The sequence below is a fragment of the Streptomyces beijiangensis genome (assembly GCF_017315755.1).
Taxonomy (GTDB): domain Bacteria; phylum Actinomycetota; class Actinomycetes; order Streptomycetales; family Streptomycetaceae; genus Streptomyces; species Streptomyces beijiangensis.
This window is the reverse complement of sequence record NZ_JAFLRJ010000924.1, coordinates 1-1,078: the sequence shown is the minus strand read 5'-3', so window position 1 is coordinate 1,078 and position 1,078 is coordinate 1. Positions and strand designations below refer to the sequence as shown.

General features: G+C 71.7%; 1 protein-coding gene and 1 pseudogene. Both read right to left on the bottom strand.

Features of this window, described 5'->3' with window-relative positions:
- Nucleotides 1-294 (bottom strand): annotated as a pseudogene (locus tag J0695_RS39890) (hypothetical protein); the annotation flags it as partial.
- Nucleotides 270-1,078: ATP-binding protein (locus tag J0695_RS39885; protein ID WP_443727091.1), on the bottom strand; the 809-nt coding region annotated here is incomplete at its 5' end. The pseudogene J0695_RS39890 and the gene J0695_RS39885, both read right to left, overlap by 25 nt.

The following is a 1,078-nucleotide window of genomic DNA, read 5'->3' as shown; positions in this document are numbered from 1 at the left end:
CCGGGCGGTGGTGGTCGCCTGGGTCCGTATGGAGGCAAGGAAGGGGGCGCCGGTGACAGATACGGCGTAGGTGTTCCGCAAGTTGCGGGCGGCGCCCAGCAGATGGGCCGCGCGGTCGGCCTCCAGGAGGGAGGCCTGCAGACCGGCGAGTACTTCGAGGGTGACGGCCACGCCGATCACGTCGTGGAAGGCGTGCTGGACCCAGAGGGCATCGCGGGTGCGGGCGATCGCGGCCGAGAAGTGGCCCCTGGCACGGTCGGCCTGGGCCGTCAGCCAGTCGAGGTGCGAGCGCATCCAGACCACTGCAGGGCGTGGGTCGCGGCCTCCGGGTCGTCGAGCGCGTCCGCCGCGGCGACGGCCTCCTCCAGATACGGGGTGGCACCCGCGGCGTCGACCTGGACACTGGCGATCCAGCCGCAGGTCCACAGGGCTCTCGTACGCTCACGGCAGGGCGCGACGTCCAGGCGCAGGGCGCGGTCGAGATAGAGGCGGCCTTCGCGGAGCCGTCCGCAGGCGATCCACATGAACCACATGCGGGCGGCGAGTTCCAGGGCTTCCCTGCCGCGCCCGGGATGGGTGAGGAGATGTTCGAGGGCGGCCCTGATGTGGGGGTGCTCGGAGGTCATCCGGGCGTACCAGGCGAGCTGTTCCGGGCCCGACCAGGCCGACTCCGCCTGGCGTGCGAGGCGCAGGTAGAACGCCGCGTGCCGGTCGGCGAGCCGGTCCTCGTCGCCGAGCTCCTGGAGCCAGGTGTGTCCGTACTCCCGCACGGTGTCCAGCATCCGCAGGTACGGGTGTTCGCCGCTGCCGTCCTGGATGAGGATCGACTTGCCGACGAGTTCCTTCAGGGCGCCGGGAATGTCCTCCTGCGGGAGGTGGGCGTCGGAGCAGACCGCCTCGGCGGCCTCCACGTCGAAGGGTGCGGTGAAGACGGAGAGCCGGGCCCACAGCAACCGCTCGGACGGCGTGCAGAGTTCATGGCTCCAGCCGATGGCCGCGCGCAGGGTGTGATGGCGCGGGGGAGCGCCGCGCGTGTGGTTGGCCAGCAGCCGGAAGCGGTCCTCCAGCATGGCGTCGA